Source organism: Arthrobacter sp. NPDC057013 (assembly GCF_042674585.1).
Taxonomy (GTDB): domain Bacteria; phylum Actinomycetota; class Actinomycetes; order Actinomycetales; family Micrococcaceae; genus Arthrobacter.
Genome location: NZ_JBHUSE010000004.1, coordinates 262157 through 279743, shown reverse-complemented (window position 1 = coordinate 279743; position 17587 = coordinate 262157). Strand labels below are relative to the sequence as shown.

The 17587-nt window shown below is 64.0% G+C and carries 12 protein-coding genes; 11 read left to right on the top strand and 1 reads right to left on the bottom strand.

The annotated features are described in order from the left end of the window. Window positions 1-252 precede the first annotated feature (252 nt). The 5 genes from ACFTSA_RS08510 to ACFTSA_RS08490 all read left to right on the top strand — a co-directional run bounded on the left by ACFTSA_RS08510 (window position 253) and on the right by ACFTSA_RS08490 (window position 5275). On the top strand, window positions 253-1122 hold the full coding sequence (locus tag ACFTSA_RS08510; protein WP_377950837.1) for a S1C family serine protease: 870 nt from the start codon (window positions 253-255) through the stop codon (window positions 1120-1122). A 67-nt stretch (window positions 1123-1189) separates the two neighbouring features. Beyond that, window positions 1190-1765, top strand: coding sequence for an HdeD family acid-resistance protein (locus ACFTSA_RS08505; protein ID WP_377950836.1), 576 nt, complete (start codon window positions 1190-1192; stop codon window positions 1763-1765). Window positions 1766-1801: 36 nt separating this feature from the next. Next, window positions 1802-2065 (top strand): UBP-type zinc finger domain-containing protein, encoded by a 264-nt coding sequence (locus ACFTSA_RS08500; protein ID WP_377950835.1) that lies wholly within the window; start codon window positions 1802-1804, stop codon window positions 2063-2065. A 51-nt stretch (window positions 2066-2116) separates the two neighbouring features. Beyond that, a complete protein-coding gene (locus tag ACFTSA_RS08495; protein ID WP_377950834.1) occupies window positions 2117-3832 on the top strand; it encodes an FAD-dependent oxidoreductase in 1716 nt (571 codons plus the stop codon). A 333-nt stretch (window positions 3833-4165) separates the two neighbouring features. Beyond that, window positions 4166-5275 carry a hypothetical protein gene (locus tag ACFTSA_RS08490; protein ID WP_377950833.1) on the top strand — a complete coding sequence of 370 codons (1110 nt, stop codon included), beginning with the start codon at window positions 4166-4168 and terminating at the stop codon, window positions 5273-5275. Window positions 5276-5449: 174 nt separating this feature from the next. On the opposite strand, the gene ACFTSA_RS08485 is transcribed toward ACFTSA_RS08490, so the two are convergent. Further along, window positions 5450-6763, bottom strand: a complete 1314-nt coding sequence (locus ACFTSA_RS08485; RefSeq protein WP_377950832.1) for a helix-turn-helix domain-containing protein — start codon at window positions 6761-6763, stop codon at window positions 5450-5452. A gap of 360 nt (window positions 6764-7123) precedes the next feature. Between ACFTSA_RS08485 and ACFTSA_RS08480 the strand changes: the two genes are divergently transcribed. From ACFTSA_RS08480 to ACFTSA_RS08455, 6 genes are all read left to right on the top strand, one after another. Further along, window positions 7124-8170, top strand: a complete 1047-nt coding sequence (locus ACFTSA_RS08480) for an amidohydrolase family protein (RefSeq protein WP_377950831.1) — start codon at window positions 7124-7126, stop codon at window positions 8168-8170. Then, the gene (locus ACFTSA_RS08475; RefSeq protein ID WP_377950830.1) at window positions 8167-8988 is read left to right on the top strand and encodes an iron-sulfur cluster assembly protein; all 822 of its coding nucleotides are present in this window, start codon (window positions 8167-8169) and stop codon (window positions 8986-8988) included. The genes ACFTSA_RS08480 and ACFTSA_RS08475 overlap by 4 nt, the downstream gene beginning before the upstream one ends. Continuing rightward, window positions 8985-10019, top strand: a complete 1035-nt coding sequence (locus ACFTSA_RS08470; protein ID WP_377950829.1) for an NAD(P)-dependent alcohol dehydrogenase — start codon at window positions 8985-8987, stop codon at window positions 10017-10019. Before ACFTSA_RS08475 ends, ACFTSA_RS08470 begins: the two co-directional genes overlap by 4 nt. 95 nt (window positions 10020-10114) lie before the next feature. Continuing rightward, complete coding sequence (locus tag ACFTSA_RS08465; RefSeq protein WP_377950828.1) at window positions 10115-12487, top strand: 1-deoxy-D-xylulose-5-phosphate synthase N-terminal domain-containing protein; 2373 nt, start codon at window positions 10115-10117, stop codon at window positions 12485-12487. Window positions 12488-12948: 461 nt separating this feature from the next. Further along, window positions 12949-14109 carry a low temperature requirement protein A gene (locus tag ACFTSA_RS08460; RefSeq protein ID WP_377950827.1) on the top strand — a complete coding sequence of 387 codons (1161 nt, stop codon included), beginning with the start codon at window positions 12949-12951 and terminating at the stop codon, window positions 14107-14109. A gap of 698 nt (window positions 14110-14807) precedes the next feature. Then, window positions 14808-17390: an ATP-dependent Clp protease ATP-binding subunit gene (locus ACFTSA_RS08455; RefSeq protein WP_377950826.1), complete on the top strand. Its 2583-nt coding sequence runs from the start codon at window positions 14808-14810 to the stop codon at window positions 17388-17390. Window positions 17391-17587: the final 197 nt, after the last annotated feature.

The window sequence follows — 17587 nt, the reverse complement described above, 5'->3', positions numbered from 1 at the left end:
ACGTCCAGAGAAGGCAACGGGAATCCAATGAGCATGAGCAGACGAACGGCCGCCGAGGGCAAGGCCCCGCTCCCGTCGCCAGGACGCATGAGGGCGGGGACCGCCATTCTCGGCGCGGGGCTACTCATATTCGGGTCGGCGTGCACAGCGTCGCCTCCGGCTCCGCCATCACAGTCCGTCAGCGCTGGGGGTTCCAGTTCCACAGGGGACCTTTCAGCCGTTCCTGGGATCGTCAGAGAAGTTGAGCCCTCTGTGGTCACGATTCAGACATCAGGGGGCATCGGCAGCGGAGTGGTCTACCGCAGCGATGGCACCATCGTCACGGACGCCCACGTGGTGGAGGACCAGCAAAAGAAGCCGTTCAAGAGCGTCAGGATCCACTTCGCAGACGGATCCCAGGCACCGGCCACCGTCGTCGGTGTTGACGACCCAACCGATGTGGCAGTGGTGAAGGCTGACCGGGGCAACCTTCCGGCAGCCAAGTTCTCGACGACGCTTCCCGAAGTTGGGCAGCTGGCAGTTGTTCTTGGCAGTCCGCTGGGGCTGGAGCAGACCGTCACGGCCGGCATCGTTTCCGCACTTCACCGTAATATGCCACCGTCAGAGGGATCGCCGCAGGGGCTTATCGACCTCATCCAGACGGACGCGCCCATCTCCCCCGGCAATTCCGGTGGAGCCGTGGTCAACAGCAGCTCTGAGATCATCGGGCTCTCAGAAGCGTATCTCCCGCCCAGTTCGGGGGCCGTGTCCATCGGGTTCGTGACTCCCGCGGCGACGGTGACCGACGTAGCGGACCAGATTCTGAAGAGCGGGGTGGCCACGCACGCGGTCCTGGGAATTATTCCGACCGACATCTCTCCTGAGGTCGCAAGCCGCTTTGGCCTCCCCACCACGTCGGGCGCGCTGGTCATCGAAGTTGCCCGCGGAGGACCGGCAGCCAAAGCGGGATTGCAACCAGGAGACATCATCACGCAGTTCGATGGGCAGAAGATCGCGAGTGTGACCGACCTCCTGGCCGCTATCCGCAAGAAAGAGCCGGGGCAGCAGTCCGATGTCGAGTTCCAGCGCGGGCAAGACACGAAAACATCGAAAGTCACACTGGGGAGCACCGCCAAGGAATAGACCCTGTTCGAAGGCGCTGGGCCGGCAAGTTTACGAATGAACCATTTCCAGAAACAGAGGTTTGGCTATGTCTGACGTACTGGCACAGCAATTGTTTAAAGGATCAGGAACTGCGCTGATTGTCCGGGGCATTGCTGCCATTCTGTTCGGTATCTTAGTAGTCGTCTGGCCCGGTGTTTCCCTACTCGCACTGGTGATCCTCTTCGGAATCTACGCTGTCTTTGACGGCGTCACCAACATCGTGCACTACGTCAGGCGCATGAGGCGCCGGTCCGCCGTCTGGCAACTAGTAGGCGGCATCATCTCCGTGCTGGCGGGTCTCGTCGCGTTCATCTGGCCGGGCACCACCGCCCTTTCGCTGGCGCTCGTAATCGGTGTGTGGGCAGTTATTCTCGGTATCTCCCAGATGGCTCTCGCCTTTGAAACCAGAAAGACCGTCGGGCTGTGGTGGCTCTGGCTGATCACAGGCATCGTCACCACTCTTTTCGGCCTCTTCCTGGTCTTCTTTCCCGGCCCGGGCATACTGAGTCTCCTGGGTCTGCTCTCGTCCTTCGCAGTTCTCTTCGGAATACTTCTGATCGCCTCCGGAGTCGGACTGCGCAGGCTGGGCGAAAACCCGAATACAAGGCTCTCGATGGGCTAAGAGCCTGCAACCGGCCGGACTGACGTAGGAGCCAACATGATTCCTGGAATTCGTGATCCGCATCTGGCGCGGACTCGTCCCGTTCGGGTGCGCACACCCCAAGGCTGCGAGGAATGCCTGTCGTTGGGCACGGCATGGGTTCATTTGCGTTTATGTCTCACCTGCGGCCATGTCGGGTGTTGTGACTCCTCACCCATGCGGCACGCCCGAGCCCATGCCACCGAGTTGCATCCAATCGTTCGTTCTCTGGAGCCCGGCGAGGACTGGCGCTGGTGCTATCCCCATGAGGCATTCGTCTAGGCTACCGGCGGGCGCAACCAACTGATGCAACCCGTCGCAGGATCGACGCCGATGGAAACGCCGGATGTCGCCGGCGCCTACCCGCGGCTCAGCCAGGCCCAGACCGAATTGTTGGGCCGCGCCGGCACCCGCCGGGCTACCGCGGCCGGAGAAGTCCTCATCCAGGAGGGGACGGTTGCGGCTGATTTCTTCGTCGTACTGCAGGGTACGGTACTGGTCGTCGAGGGGCTACACGCCGCCGGTGGTAGACAGCCTGCTGAGCTTGGCCCTGGCACGCGGATCCTCGAAGTTCACGGTCCGGGACGCTTCCTCGGGGAACTGGGCCTGGTGGAGGGGCAACCGGCCTTTGTCAGCACTGTGTCCGCCGAGGCGGGTGAAGTGCTTCAGATCAGCGGGGATGACCTGCGCCGTGCCGTGCTGACGGACGCCGCGGTGGGCGAGACCATCCTGCGAGCATTTCTTCAGCGCCGGATCCTGCTGATCAGCGCGGGCGCGGGCACCCGCATCGTGGGATCCCGCTTCAGCCGTGACACCCTTCGCCTCCTGGAATTTGCAGCCGCCAACCGTCTGCCTCACCGCCTGGTTGATCTGGAGGATGATGAGCAGGCGCAGGGCATCCTGGACAGGGCCGGGATACTCGCAGATGAGCTGCCGGCGGTGGTGCTAAACGCCTCGCAGGTCCTCAAGAACCCGTCAAACGCAGACTTGGCCCTTGCCATGGGTCTACGGGCGGTGAAGGAGCATTCGGCTTCGTACGATCTCATGGTGATCGGAGCCGGTCCCGCCGGCCTGGCGGCCGCCGTCTACGCGGCTTCGGACGGATTGTCAGTCGTCCTTAAGGAAGGCTTCGCGATAGGTGGGCAGGCCGGCACGTCGCCGCGGATCGAGAACTTTCTCGGCTTTCCCGCGGGAATCTCAGGCGGTGAGCTCACTGAAAGAGCAATCGTTCAGGCCCGCAAGTTCAGAGTCCAGATCAACGTCGCCTGCCGGGCACGCACCATCGAATTGAAGGACGGCGAGATCCGCGCCGGGTTCCACGAGAGCGGCCCTGCCTCCTCACGGGCAGCGCTGCTCGCAACCGGGGTTCACTACCGCCGGCTGCCAGTCCCCGGGCTGGAGAAATTCGAGGGGATCAGTGTCTTCTACGCCGCCACTGTCCATGAAGCCAGGCTCTGCGGATTGCAGCCGGTGGCCGTCGTCGGAGGTGGAAACTCCGCAGCACAGGCCGCCCTTTTCCTGGCCGGAATGGGAGCACCAGTGCGGCTGGTGGTGCGCGGGGCAGACCTCCGAGCGGACATGTCGGGGTACCTCGCGGAACGGATCGAAGAACACCCTGGCATAGAGGTGCTGCTGGGAGCCAACATCGTGGGCGTGGACGGTTCTGGCGCCCTTGAGCGGATCGTCGTCCATCTGGCGGCCACAGGCGAACAGCGCATCTTCGACTCCAGGTATCTCTTCATTTTCATCGGGGCCAAGCCGCACACAGAATGGCTGCAGGGTAAGCTCGCACTGGATGGCCACGGCTTTGTTCTCACCGGGGCTGACCTCCAGGACCTTCCTCCTGAGTTCAGCCATCTGGGCCGCAGCCGGCTGCCCTTGGAAACCAGCATCCCGGGGATGTTCGCGGCCGGTGATGTTCGGCATGGGTCGGTGAAACGCGTAACGGCTGCCGCCGGTGAAGGCTCAACGGCAGTCGCAATGATCCACGAGCACCTGCGCCTCCTTCGGGATGGACCAGCCAGTGCGCGTCAGGGCAATGGACATTGAAAGTCCAAGAAGACAGTCCCAATCCCCTAAGAAGCCGACAAGCCCGGGCAACGGGGAGGGATGCTAATCAAGGTCGACATAGGTTCCCCGACGTCCGCCCGCCATGGGTGATTTCTGGGCGGGCGGGGCCATACGGCATCCATGGCGGTCAGAGCAACTCCCGGATGAGGCTGTCGCCGGTAGATCCTGGCCGAACGAGCACGGGAAGCCGGCAGGGTCACGAGCCGCGGCGGCCCGGATCAGACCCCACGGAATCAGGCATCGGTAACCTGTGTCCACGCGGCGGTCAAATCCGATTTCTGGCCACGGACACTGAACCATAGGAGGGTTGGCATGCCGAAAATTTCGGGCGACGTGAACCCAGCGAGTGCACGTACGCTGGGAGTGCTCGCCGAACCGGAGGTCACCGCCGAGTTTGCCGAGCGAAACGGCCGCGAAGTGGGCCATCTGCTCAACCTTGCCGATGAGCGCCACGACTGGTCCGTGATGATCGAGTACCAGGATTTTACGGCTGGCAACGGCTTGGCGCCGATGCTGGACTCCTTGGCAACGCACCGGGTCCGCCGAGCATGGGATGTCATGGTCTGCCTGACCGATCTTCCGATTCGTCTCGAAGGCCGCACTGTGGTCGCGGAAGTCGCGCTCGGGGAGTCAATTTCCCTGGTTTCCTTGCCCGCGCTCGGCGCTGTCAACATCGACCGCCGGGTCCGCACTGCCGTCGCCGACCTCGCATGGGCGATACACCGCCACTTCGATCCCGACGATGACATCAGCGAATTCGGTCCGCCCTCACTGCACCAATCGCGGCATATCGAGACCGCCGTTCTTGACGACGGGCCAATTGGGTTCCGCTACGTCTCAGCAACCCGCCTAGGCCGCGGACGGTTGCTGGCGGGTATGCTGCGGGCGAACCGTCCGTGGCGGCTGGTCTTCGGGTTGAGGAGCGCAATGGCCGCTGCCATCGCCACAGGCGCCTTCGCGCTGGTCACGAACACAATCTGGCAACTCGCAGACCTGCTGGGTGCGCCGAGGCTGACGTTGCTGACGGTCCTTGCTATCAGTTCGATGGTGTTCTGGATCATCACCCAACACGATCTATGGGAAAGGCCCCGGCGCGACGATCTCGTCGAACGATATAAGGCTTCCTTGTATAACACTTCTACAGTGTGGTCGTTGATGATCGGCGTCGTGATCAGCTACGTCCTGCTGTTCGTGGCTGTGCTGTTGGCCGCGGCGTTCGCTATCGACGACGGCCTATTGGCGCTGACCCTGCAACATCCGGTGGCTGTTTGGGATTTTGTGGAAGTCGCCTGGATGACGACATCAGCGGCGCTCATCGGTGGAGCGTTGGGCTCGGGATTCGAGTCAAAGGACGACATTCTTCGGGCGGCGTACGGCCAGCGGGAACGTCATCGTCGCCAGTCGGTCGCCGAGGGCGAATAATCCCGCATTGCCGGAGGCAGCCCAGCCTATCCTTGTTTCGTACTCGGCAGATGTGCGACGGCATTTGGCCCGGGGCAGCGTTGCTGCGCCAGGGCCCTTTCCATCAGCGCGAGCAATCTCTGTCAATCTTCCAAGGCCCACGACCAGGTCCCAAGGGTTCCGTGCCGGGTCTGCCTACTTGGGGATTGTGATCCCCAGTCTGGCCATGCGGCGGTAGATGGTCGCCCTGCTGATGCCCAATTCGGCTGCCGCCCCGCTTACTGTAGCCCCGTGCTTGGAGAGACAGCGGACGATCTCATCACGTTCCATCGCCTCGATCCGAGTCAGGTGCGGGCTGCTCCCCCCGCCCAGAAGGTGGGCAGGCAGATGGCTGACGTCGATGGTCTCCGTCTGGACAGCGGCGGCGTGGATGACGTTGAAAAGTTCGTCAATGTTCTCCGGCCAGCTATGGGCAATCAATGCTTTTTCTGCGGCGGGAGTGAAGTTGATTTCCCGCAGGCGGGTTTGGCGGGCACCGTATCTGGCCAAGTGCAGGACATCCTCGCCGCGTTCCCGCAGGGCGGGAACGGAAATCACGGTATCGACCATGCCTGCCAAGGGCTGCGGGATGCCGTCGTGCGTCGCAGCTGTAACGGCCCACGCTAGCGTTGGCGTGCTCCCGCTCTGGGAGACGGGAAGCGCCCGAATTGCGCTGTCGGCTTGGGCGTGGAGTTCTTGTGCTGCCCACGCGGGCAACAGGTCTACGTTTTCGACTATGACAGCGGTTGCTGGTTTGCCCAGTTCGGGGGCCCACAAGGACAGCCAGGCGTCGACGTCGCCGGGCGCGGGGGCGGCCGCCGAGATGATACGGCTCCCGGGGTGAATTCGCCGCAAGGCCTGCGCCAGCAGAGTTGCGCGCCCCGTACCCTGCTCGCCTACGGCGGCAACAACCCGTCCTGCTGCCAAGGCCTGAGTCGCCTGATCGAGGGCGTTTGTCCAAACTGACGACATTTTCCGCACTGTTCCGGCTGCTGGCTCGAGTTTGCCTCGCTGGATGCGAAAGACGCCGCCCTTTGGTCCGGCCTTTTCTTTGCGGCCCTGTGACCTTGCGAGCATCAGGGCCGAGGTGTTGCCCGCAGCTGATTCCGCCAACGCCAGGAGCAATTGCGGGGATGACCGGGACCAGGTGGTGATGTTGACGCTCCCTTCCAGCAATCCGCTGACCGGATCGAAGACAGGAACTGCCGCGCAGGTGTAAGTCCGGAGGCTGGCACTGTAGTGTTCTTCAGCGCGGACAAGGGTCGGGATGCGGTCCGCCAGTGCTAATCCCATGCCGTTGGTCCCGGCTTCCCTTTCGGAGAATGCGAACCCCGGCGCCAGATGGACCTTGTCGAGCGCCCGCAAGAGGGAGGTGTCTCCGCTGAAGCGGTTGAGGAGCAAGCCGTTGGCATCGGTGAGCATCAGGCTCAAGGGTTCGTTCGCCAGAGTGCTGTAGAGGCCGGTGAGCACTTCCTGACCGCACTGGAAAAACAGGGAGTCAGTCCCTGCGGAGCCAGCCCATGTCGGATCCACTACTTCGGCGGAAACGCCGTACGCCTCGCTCCGCTGCCAGGAAGCGAGGAGGCGTTTGGCAGGAGTGGCGAGCTTGCCGGCGTAATCTTGCGCCAGGCCGAGAATCCCCTCGTCCTTGTTCGGCATCATCGCCGTCCTCCTCGTCCTCGTCTCCATACTTCGAAGTTACTTTGTCTCGCGATCCCGATCGGAAGAGGACCGTCTCAAAATGAGACACACGCCACATATTGACAGCTCTCCCACCAGTCTAGTCTCGATGGTGTGGCGACTACGGCAGTCGCCAGAAGGAGACCGCACATGTACAGCAAGGACGGCGAGAACTACTTCATCGTCGATGCCCACATCGCATTGTGGGACGCCCGCCCGGAGAACCAGCGGAATATCCAGGCCAAGCAGTTCATCGATTGCTTCTACGACTATCACCGCAACCTCGGTCCGGACGAGGAACACTGGTCCTACGAGGAATTCCTTTACCAGGGCGGCGAACGCCTCATGAAGGATCTGTTCATCGACGGCCACGTGGACCACGCGATCTTTCAGCCGGCCTATCTCGGGGCGTTCTACAAGAACGGGTTCGCCCAGGTAGAGGAGGCATACGGCCTGGCCGCGGCGAATCCGGACAAGCTCACGTACAACCACTGCTATGACCCCCGCCAAGGCGAGGCCGGCCTTGACCGGCTCCGCGCCGACCACGAAAAGATGGGCTTCAAAGGGGTAAAGCTCTACACCGCCGAGTGGCACGGCGAGTCCCGCGGATACAAGCTCTCGGATCCCTGGTCGTACAGGTATTTCGAGGAGTGCCGCAAGCTCGGCATCAAGAACATCCACATCCACAAGGGGCCTACTGTCCGCCCACTGGACCGGGACGCTTTCGACGTCGCCGACGTCGACCACGCCGCCTCCGACTTCACCGACCTGAACTTCGTGGTCGAGCACGTCGGCCTGCCCCGGCTCGAAGACTTTTGCTGGATCGCCACCCAGGAACCCAACGTCCACGGCGGCCTCGCGGTCGCGATGCCCTTCATGCACACCCGGCCGCGGTACTTCGCCCAGATTATGGGCGAGCTCATCTACTGGATAGGCGAGGACCGGATCCAGTTCTCCAGCGACTACGCCATCTGGTCACCCCGCTGGCTGATTGAGCGGTTCGTTGACTTCCAGATCCCGGAGGACATGACCGAATACGCCCCGCTCACCACCGCCCAGAAGAAAAAGATCCTGGGACTGAACGCCGCGAAGATGTACGACATCCCTGTGCCCGCAGAGCTCCAACTCCCCAACGCGGGCGAGACTAAGACGGGACCGCGGCAGCCGGAACGCGCCGACCTGGCGGCGGCGGTATGACGGCGGCACTGACGGAGCGCACCCTCCGGCACAGGGATGTGGCGGTGACAGCAGAGGACATCCGCCAGGCGCTGGGGGCCGTGCTGGATCCCGAGCTGGACGAGCCCATCACCGATCTGGGCTTCGTCCGTTCCCTCGAGATCACCGGCTCCCCGGCCGGTGCCGTGGTGACCGTGCACCTGCGCCTGCCCACGTCATTCTGCTCGCCGAACTTCGCCTACCTGATGGCGTCCGACAGCAAGGACGTGATCACGGCGCTGCACGGGGTGGCGGCGGTGGTGGTTGAGCTCGATGACCACCACGACTCCGACCTCATCAACGCCGGCCTCGCGGCCGACGCAGGATACCGCGGCACCTTCGGGTACGAAGCCGAGGACAGCCTGGAGGAGCTCCGGTGGACATTCCGCCGCAAAGCGCACACCGCAGCGATGGAGCGCTGCCTCACCGAACTGCTGCGGGCCGATCCCACACTGGCAGAAGAGAGCGTCGGAACGGTACGGCTTGGTGACCTGACCGCCGGCCGGACCAAAGACGCTCTACTACGACGGCGGACGGCGCTTGGGCTGCCGACGCAACCTTCCGCCGTCGTCCTCGTTGACCATAACGGCGTACCCTACCCGCCCGACAACGTCCCGATGGCCCTGCGTCGGGCCCGTTCCACCCGCATTTCCATTGACGGCAATGCGCACTTCTGCCGCGGCCTGCTCCGGACACGCTACGCCGGCTCCGGCGCGGACCAGACAGACCGGCCCGAAGGAGCCGAGCCTGCCGACCATCACCACCTGCTTCCATTCACAGTCAAGGAGATCCACCCATGAACACCATGCGAGCCGTCCAGGTCGTCGGCTACCACGAAGGCCTGAAGATGACCGAGGCGCCCATTCCGGAAGTGGCCGGGGCCTGGGACGTCGTGGTCAAGATCGGCGGAGCGGGCGTGTGCCGGACGGACCTGCACATTCTCGAGGGCCAGTGGGCCGAAAAGTCGCAGGTCCACCTGCCGTACACCATCGGCCACGAGAACGCCGGGTGGGTGCACGCAGTCGGTAGCGCCGTCACCAATGTGAAGGAAGGCGATAAAGTCATCCTGCACCCCCTCATCACGTGCGGTCTGTGCCGCGCCTGCCGCTCCGGCGACGACGTTCACTGCGAAAACAGCGGGTTCCCGGGCATCGACACCCACGGCGGGTACGCCGAGTACCTCCTCACCTCCGCCCGGTCCGTGGTGAAGATCGACGACTCCCTGGAACCCTCGGACGTGGCGGCCTTGGCCGACGCCGGGCTGACCGCCTACCACGCCGCGGCGAAGGCGGCCAAGAGGCTGACTCCACGGGACAACTGCGTGGTGATCGGCGCCGGCGGGCTGGGCCACATCGGGATTCAGGTGCTGAAGGCCCTCACGCCGAGCCGGATCATCGTGGTGGACCGCAACGCGGCTGCCCTTGAGCTGGCGAAGTCGATCGGGGCCGATGAAGGGGTCCTTGCGGACGGCACGCAGGTGGAACAGGTGCGGGCCCTCACCGGCGGCAACGGTGCCGAGGTGCTGATCGACTTCGTGGGCGAAGGCGGCGCGACGTCCGAGGGCGTTGCGATGCTGCGGGAGGCCGGCGATTACTTCGTGGTGGGCTACGGCGAGAACATCAGCGTGCCCACCATCGACATCGTTTCCGCGGAGATCAACATCATCGGCAACCTCGTCGGCTCCTACAACGACCTTCAGGACCTGATGGCCTTGGCGGCACGGGGCGCCGTCACCCTTCATACCCAGAAATACGCCCTCGACGACTTCCAAGAGGCGATCAACGACCTCGACGCGGGCAAAGTGCGCGGGCGGGCCATCCTGGTGCCCTGACGAACAGCCGGAGAGCTCGCGCATCAACAGGTAGAGAGAATCGACATGAAATCATACGTTCGGCGCCGAACGCGTACTTGTTACAGGAGACCATCATGAGGGTGGAAGACTTTCAGACCACAGCAGCGCGCCCGGGCACCGCGTGCCCTGAGGACGCAGCGTTCGGAACAGCAGTCCTGGAGACTATCGCCCAGCGGGTGCGCTGGACCGCCGCCGCCATCGTGGATGCCGCCAACCGCGGACGGGCCAACACCAGCGGCATCAAGGTCGGCGGCCATCAGGCCTCCAGCGCCTCCATGGTGGAAATCATGACCTCCCTCTGGTTCTCCGAGCTGACCGCGGCGGACCGCGTATCAGTCAAGCCCCACGCCTCCCCTGTCCTGCACGCCATCAATTACCTCCTGGGCGACCTGGACGAAAGCAAACTCAGCACACTTCGGCAGAAGGGCGGCCTGCAGAGCTACCCCAGCCGGTCAAAGGATCCTGACACGGTGGACTTCTCCACCGGGAGTGTGGGTATCGGGGCCACGGCCACCATCTGGGCGGCCATGTCACACCGCTTCGTCAGCGACAGGTACGCTGAATCCCGCAAGTCCGGGCGCTTTATCGGACTTCTGGGTGACGCCGAACTGGACGAAGGCGCCATCTGGGAAGCTGTCGCCGACCCCGCGGTGGCGCAACTCGGCGAATTGCTTTGGATCGTCGATCTGAACCGGCAGTCATTGGACCGGGTGGTACCCGATTCCCAGATCATGCGCCTGCGGGGCATGTTTGAAGCCGCCGGCTGGCAGGTCCTAACCCGGAAGTGGGGAACCCGTGTGCAGGAACTCTTCACCCGTTCCGGCGGTGTGGATCTACGCCGCCGGCTGGAGACCATGCCCAACGAGGAATACCAGCGGCTGCTCCGCTCCCCCGACTCGGAGATCTTCGACCGTCTGCGCGCCAGCGGTTCAACCCCGGCCATGGAAACCCTGCTCAGTTCGCTCACCGCCAGGGAACAGGCTGTGGCGGTACGTGATCTCGGCGGACACGACATCGGACTGCTGCTCGACACTTACAACCAGGTCGACCCCACCCGTCCCACCGTCATCTTTGCCTACACGATTAAGGGCCGCGGCCTTGCCACCGAAGGACATCCGAACAACCACTCAGCGCTGCTGTCCAAAGATCAGATGGAAACACTGGCGGGGATCTCCGGGATGGCTCTTGACGATCCATGGCGCAAATTCCTGCAGGGCACCGTCGAAGAACGGGCCTGCGCCCAGGCATCCCTCCGCCTCAAGCGCAGGCAACCCGCACTGGCACCGTCCCTCCAGATCCCCGCTTCCCTGCCATGGGGCTACGGCGACAGAATTTCCACCCAAGCCGCACTGGGACGGTTCCTGTCCGACCTGAAAAGGGCAGCGCCTGAGGTGGCCCACCGTGTCGTCACCTGCAGCCCCGACGTTGCCTCCTCCACCAACCTCGGCGGCTGGATCAACAAAACCGGAGTCTGGTCCGTCGGTGAACGCCAGGACTGGTTCGCGGACGACCCGGAACGGGTCCTCCGCTGGATTGAAAACTCCCACGGCCAACACATCGAACTCGGCATCGCCGAAACCAACCTCGTGGGCCTCGTCTCCGAACTCGGAACGACCTGGAGCCGCTGGGGCCAGCCGCTGATTCCTCTCGCCACCATCTACGACCCGTTCGTGGCCCGCGCCCTCGAACCGTGGTCCTTTGGCATGTACGCCGGAGGCCAGTCCATCCTGATCGGGACGCCGTCAGGGGTGACCCTGGCCCCGGAGGGCGGCGCGCACCAGTCCCTCACCACTCCGTCCATCGGATTGGAACAACCAGAGTGCACAGCCTGGGAGCCAGCCTTCGCCCAGGATCTGGAATGGTGCATGCTCGAAGCCATGAGCCGGATCGGCATTCCCGGAGGACGCTCAGCCTACTTCCGGCTCACCACCCGTCCGCTGGATCAGGCTCAGTCCGCCATGCCGACGGACGCGCTGCTGCTGGAGCGGCGTCGCAGGCAGGCGGTGGCCGGCGGTTACCGGCTGAGCGACCACGACCCGGTGGAGGACAGGGTCACTCTGGTCGGCGTCGGAGCGATCATGCCCGAGGTCATCGCCTCGGCCACACGGCTGAAGGCACTTGGCATCATGGCCGGCGTCGTCTGCCTCACCAGCCCTGACCTGGTCTTTGAATCCCTCCAGCGCCGAAACTCAGTAAACCAAGGAACCAAGGCGATTGGATTCGACATCATCGACGGCCTCTTTCCACGACACGCACCCGCGCCCCTCGTCACGGTCCAGGACGGACACCCTCACACTTTGTCCTTCCTGGCCGGAGCCCGAGGCGACCGCACAGTCTCCCTGGGAGTAAAGGATTTCGGGCAGTCCTCTGATCTGCACGACGCATATCGGATCCACGGCATCGACCAAGCATCCATCGTCAACGCGGCGCTGAACCTGGTGCGCTAGCATCGGCCGTCAACGGTACGGGGGGCCGGGAGACATTCGTCTGTCGGGTCAGGAAGAGGGGCCACGTCACGCTGAACTGGTCCCCCGGAAGTTGGACTGGCTAATTAAGCCGAAGGTGCGAGGGCTTGGGCCCGGTATTCCAGCGGCCAAGTCCTTGAGTCAGCGGATCGGCCGCTCAAGGGTGCGCTACTGATGCAGACGCGGGTCTGCGATAACCGCACGTTCCGCGCGAAGGAGGACCGGCTGCTGGCGGACCGCCACGTCAAGGCCGAAGTCAATCCGCGGCCGTTGAACCTGTCAAGAGGCCGCGGCAGCGTGTACCGGCTCCATGACGCCACCGGACCGTGCACGCACCGTTCCACCTCTCTGCCAAGTTCCCCTTGACTTCTCTGCTGACCGTCGTCAGTCTTTCGACCATAGGAGGGGGCATCCGTCTGCCCCTAGCCCAGTGGAGGTTACTGATGTTCCGTGCCAGGTCGCTGATGCGTTCCCCGACCTCCCGAGACCGGGTTACAAGCCTTGAGCTATTCTTCGATCTGGTCTTTGTCTTCGCGCTGTCGCAGCTATCCCATCATTTGCTGGAGTATCCCTCGTGGGTGGGGGCCGGTGAGACATTTGTGCTTCTTCTTGCGGTCTACAAGGTGTGGGTGTACACGACCTGGGCTGCCACATTGCTGAACACTTCGCACCCTGAGGTGCAGTGGATGCTGCTGATCGTCATGCTTGTCACACTGTTCATGAACGCCTCTATCGGCTCAGCTTTTGGCGCCTTCGGCTGGCTCTTTGCTGCGAGCTATCTCCTCGCACAGCTGGGCCGGGGTGCGTGGATGCTTACTGTCGGACTTGTCCGGACCACCCACGACCATTTCGTGCGCACGCTGATCTGGGGGTGTATGAGCGCGCCGTTTTGGATTGTCGGCGTCTTTTTCGGTCCGGGTCCGCGTTTGATGTTCTGGGGCGTCGCTGCCGCGATCGATCTGGGCGGCCATATGCTGGCGCACCGGTTGCCCGGCCGGAAAACCGAAGGGAGACGGGTCCCGCTCCCGGGAGAGAGGATCTTTGAGCGGTTCGGGTTGTTCTACCTGATCGCGCTCGGCGAGACGATCCTTTCAACTGGCCTGGCGATTGCAGGCAATCTGGAGGACCCCTTGATATTTCTGACCGGGACCGTCAGTTTGGCCGGAAGCGTCGCGATCTGGTGGTGCTACTTCCATGGCCTCGAACAGGACATTCTGGAAAAGCTTGCTTCTGTCGATGATCAGTTCCGGCCCGGCATTTTGGCGGGCAACACCTTGGTCGTGTTACTGGCAGGACTTATCCTGGTGGCGGTTGGCGATCAGCTCGTGATCAGCGACCCGGGCGCCCGCCCCGATTTGGCTACCGTTCTGCTTCTTTTTGGTGGGCCGGCTCTCTTCCTTGCCGGCCGGGGCTTTTTTATTCGACAGGTACTGGGCCAACGCCAGCCATCTGACCTGGCCGGCATCGGAGCCTTGGTGGTGCTGGCAAATGTGAGCGTTCTCCTTCCTGCCTTCGTTGCCGCTTTGGGGGCCGTTCTTCCACTCGTAGGCGTAGCAGTTTCCGACGCCGGGCACCGCCGCCGAGCGCAACTGGGAGCCCGCTGACGGCCTATTGAATGCCAGGGCACGTATCCTGGGCCGGCTTGACAGCCTAGGACGGCTTTTGCCTGTTCCCTCCCCCGCTGTCCCGCCTTGCACCGTTACATCATTCGCAGCCCGGGTCCCGTTGCGGGCTGAGAGGGTGTTGTCAGCGGGACCGATCAGGCGGCAGGTAATTGCTGATACAGGCACGACGGCGGGTCCTTCTTAACGTGGATTCCGTCAACTTAACGTGGATTCCGTCAACTACCGCCCCTTGACCGCGGCCGTTGTGGCCATAATTGTGCACCACTGTGAGGTTCGATGAGGAAGGTCAGCACCGTGATGGCTCCCACACGCCACAGTGCGTGCGGATGGGTGCTGGCATTGCAGCGGCCCAGCCCGGCCTGTGTTCCGTCAGTTGTTCCAGTCCACGCCACATGGTGCGGGGCGGAGCTAGCTCCTGGCGCAGGATAGGTGGAGTTGGCCGTGTTGGCATGCTCTAATCCGAACAACCCGCCGAGCGTGCCCGTCAGGAGGGCTGCCGTTCCCCGGGACGATGACAGAACTGATATCGCTCGCGGTTGCGCCCAGAGCGTGAGCAGCGTCCAGGCACCGGGGCCCCCGATTTCCCCGGGCCCGCACCCCGCGCACTGCTGCACCCGGGAATAAATCCGTTTTCCCAACGTTGAGTCAAGTACACTCAACTCTCTGACGGAGGCTTCATGGCTGCATTTTTTGGACCGGCCGAGTCCGGCCACGGCTCGTTCGACGAATTCCTTGCCCGTTACCTGAAGGGCCAGCGCGCGGCCGGCCCCGGGCACCCGATGGACATCACCCGGCTGCTGAGCCGGCGGACCCATGATGTGCTCGCGCGTGCCGCACAGTTCGCGGCGCAGCATGGTCACATCCATGTGGACGCGCTGCACATCCTGCGTGTCATGGTCGAGAGGGAACCGGCCGCTGACTACATCCGCCACGCAGGCGCGGCACCTGCTGCCATCGCCACGGCGGCCGAGGAGCGTCTACCAGAGCAGGCAACCGCCAGGGCGGAAACGACGCCGGCCCTGACGCCGTCAGCCCAGCGAGCCCTACTCGACGCCTACCAGGTTGCCCGGGCTTTCGGCTCAACCTACATCGATCCCGAACACGTGTTCTTCGCACTCGTCGTCAACCAGGAGGCCCCGGCCGGGCAGGTGCTCGCCGCGGCCGGGGTGACGCCGGAGTCCCTGCAGTCCGGTCCGCGCGAGCAATCCGCTCGGCGCGGGACGACGCCGACCGGCGCGGAGCCCGGACTGTCGGAGGCAGCTCCCGCCGGGTCTGACACCCCAACCCTGGACACCTACGGCCGCGACCTCACGGCACATGCTCGCGAAGGCAGCCTGGACCCGGTGATCGGCCGGGGCGCCGAGATCGAGCAGGCCATCGAGATCCTAGCCAGGCGCACCAAGAACAACCCTGTGCTGGTCGGGGAAGCCGGCGTGGGCAAGACCGCAATCATCGAAGGGCTGGCCCAGGCGATCATCGCAGGCGCCGTGCCCGAACAGCTCCGCGGCAAGCGCGTCATTGCCCTGGATTTGCCGGCTATGTTGGCCGGAACGCGGTACCGCGGGGACTTCGAGGAGCGCCTGACCAAGGCGATGGACGAGGTCGGTTCACACGCCGGGGAAATCATCCTGTTCATTGACGAACTTCACACGGTCGTCGGAGCCGGCGGCGCGGGGGAAGGCGGCATGGACGCAGGGAACATCCTGAAGCCGCGGCTGGCCCGTGGTGAACTTCATCTCGTCGGCGCCACCACCCTGAGCGAATACCGCACGGTGGAGAAGGACGCGGCACTCGAACGCCGCTTCCAGCCCGTACAGGTCGGCGAGCCGAGCATCGAGGACGCCGTACAGATCCTCGACGGCCTCCGCGGACGGTACGAGGAACACCACGGCGTCCGCTACACCGACGAGGCGATCCGCGCCGCCGTCGAACTCTCCGCACGCTATGTGAGGGACCGTTTCCTGCCCGACAAAGCCATCGACCTCATCGACCAGGCGGGTGCACGGCTGAGCCTCAAACTCGGCTCACAGACCGACGTGGCTGTCCTCCGCGAGCAGCTCGCAACCTTGGAAAAGTCCAAGGACGATGCCGTCGCCGCGGAACGCTATGAAGAGGCCTCGCGGCTGCGGGATGAGATCGAAGCAGTGAATGGAAAGCTTTCCGCTACGATTTCCAATGCACCTGAAGCGTCCGACGTTGCCGAGGCGGTCGTCGGTGAAGCGGAGATCGCAGGGATCATCTCCCGGTCCACTGGAATCCCGGCCAGCCGGCTCACGGAAGACGACCGGGAACGCCTGGGCAGGCTCGAGGAGGAACTGCATCAGCGGATCGTCGGGCAGGACGACGCCGTGACGCTGATCGCGAAGGCGGTCCGGCGCAGCCGCACCGGCATGGGGGACGCGGACAGGCCTGTCGGCAGCTTCCTGTTCCTCGGCCCGACGGGTGTGGGCAAGACCGAACTCGCCAAGGCCCTGGCCGGGTCGTTGTTCGGGGATGAGAATGCAATGGTGCGCTTCGACATGAGCGAGTTCGGCGAACGGCATACCGTAAGCCGGCTGGTCGGAGCTCCTCCGGGCTATGTCGGCTACGGTGAAGCCGGGCAGTTGACCGAACGCGTCCGTCGTAACCCATGCTCCGTAGTGTTGCTCGACGAAGTGGAGAAGGCCCACCCGGATGTGTTCAACCTGCTGCTCCAGGTGCTCGACGACGGGCGGCTTACCGACGGACAGGGCCGCATGGTGGACTTCCGCAACACCGTGATCATCATGACCTCCAACCTCGGCTCGGAGTTCCTGGCCAGCAAGGGCGGCGCGATGGGCTTTGTATCCAAGGCGGACGAGGGCAACGGCTTCGGCTCAGAGAAGGCGCTGCGGGACCGGGTGTTGGGCCGGCTGCGCGAGACGATGCGGCCGGAGTTCCTCAACCGGATCGACGAGATCGTCCTGTTCCGCAAGCTGGACCAGGCGCAGTTGCGCCGGATCGTTCGGCTGATGCTGAACCAGACGGAAGCCCGCCTGCAGCGCCAGGGCATCACTCTTGAGGTCAGCGAAATGGCTGTCGACTGGATCGCCGATCGCGGCTACGAGCCCGAATACGGAGCCCGGCCGATGCGCCGCGTGATCCAGCGCGAGCTGGACGACCGGATCGCGGATCTGTTCGTGGCGTCGGACCTTCAGTCCGGCGGCCATGTGGCCGTCTCGGTCGACGGGCACTCACTCGTCGTCGAGGCCCGCCATGAGGCGATGCCGCTGGCGGCGTAAGCCACCTCCGGATCCGCCACCGGGCGGATCCGTACACGGCCGGGTACACACGCGCTCCCTGTGTGCCCGGCCAAAGTTGTCGCCCGTGCGCCGTATCGCCAAGCCGTGTGTCCAGGACGCGCTGTGGCGCGGGATGTGTCCACCTCGTCCAGAGCAGCGTGACGAGCGCCAAAGGACACCGGCACCGGCGACGGCAC

Bases quoted from the DNA above. Each gene is read 5' to 3' on its own strand.
- ACFTSA_RS08505 (WP_377950836.1), top strand. From the start codon at position 1,190: ATGTCTGACGTACTGGCACAGCAATTGTTTAAAGGATCAGGAACTGCG.
- ACFTSA_RS08500 (WP_377950835.1), top strand. From the start codon at position 1,802: ATGATTCCTGGAATTCGTGATCCGCATCTGGCGCGGACTCGTCCCGTT.
- ACFTSA_RS08495 (WP_377950834.1), top strand. From the start codon at position 2,117: ATGGAAACGCCGGATGTCGCCGGCGCCTACCCGCGGCTCAGCCAGGCC.
- ACFTSA_RS08490 (WP_377950833.1), top strand. From the start codon at position 4,166: ATGCCGAAAATTTCGGGCGACGTGAACCCAGCGAGTGCACGTACGCTG.
- ACFTSA_RS08480 (WP_377950831.1), top strand. From the start codon at position 7,124: ATGTACAGCAAGGACGGCGAGAACTACTTCATCGTCGATGCCCACATC.
- ACFTSA_RS08475 (WP_377950830.1), top strand. From the start codon at position 8,167: ATGACGGCGGCACTGACGGAGCGCACCCTCCGGCACAGGGATGTGGCG.
- ACFTSA_RS08470 (WP_377950829.1), top strand. From the start codon at position 8,985: ATGAACACCATGCGAGCCGTCCAGGTCGTCGGCTACCACGAAGGCCTG.
- ACFTSA_RS08465 (WP_377950828.1), top strand. From the start codon at position 10,115: ATGAGGGTGGAAGACTTTCAGACCACAGCAGCGCGCCCGGGCACCGCG.
- ACFTSA_RS08460 (WP_377950827.1), top strand. From the start codon at position 12,949: ATGTTCCGTGCCAGGTCGCTGATGCGTTCCCCGACCTCCCGAGACCGG.
- ACFTSA_RS08455 (WP_377950826.1), top strand. From the start codon at position 14,808: ATGGCTGCATTTTTTGGACCGGCCGAGTCCGGCCACGGCTCGTTCGAC.